A 499-nucleotide genomic window follows, 5' to 3' on the forward strand; every position below is an offset into this window, starting at 1 on the left:
AGTTCTTCACACTGATTTTACTCAGCACTCATCCCTCAGCACTCATCACTTTCATCTCTGTGTTTGCTAATTTCTCGCTTTCCTATGCAGTTTTCAAGGTTCTGGCTGGTTCTTACCCAGCAGTCTAACTAACGTTAGTTGCTGAATCTTTCCCGTTCTTTTTTCATGTGGAGGTTAGCGGACTCGAACCGCTGACATCCTGCTTGCAAAGCAGGCGCTCTACCAACTGAGCTAAACCCCCAAATACAATTCAAAATTCAAAACTCAAAATTCAAAAATAATTACCTTACTTTTGATTCTTGACTTTTAACTTTTGACTTGCTTCAGGTGGGCCATCCTGGACTCGAACCAGGGACCTCACCCTTATCAGGGGTGCGCTCTAACCACCTGAGCTAATAGCCCAAAAGAACCTAATTATTAGTTTGAAAGCCTTTTCAACTTCTGCGACCGACCTAGGTTAGACCATCTCATCCTCTATTCACAACTAACGTTGTTTTCG

Annotated in this window: 2 tRNA genes; both read right to left on the bottom strand. The window is 42.9% G+C overall.

The features are described 5' to 3' along the window. Nucleotides 1-168 precede the first annotated feature (168 nt). Nucleotides 169-241, bottom strand: a tRNA-Ala gene (locus tag ACM0OR_RS28355). An 87-nt stretch (nucleotides 242-328) separates the two neighbouring features. Next, nucleotides 329-402 (bottom strand) — tRNA-Ile (locus tag ACM0OR_RS28360). Nucleotides 403-499: the final 97 nt, after the last annotated feature.

Origin of the sequence: Anabaena sp. CCY 9402-a (assembly GCF_963920945.1) — a bacterium.
GTDB lineage: Bacteria > Cyanobacteriota > Cyanobacteriia > Cyanobacteriales > Nostocaceae > Trichormus > Trichormus minutissimus.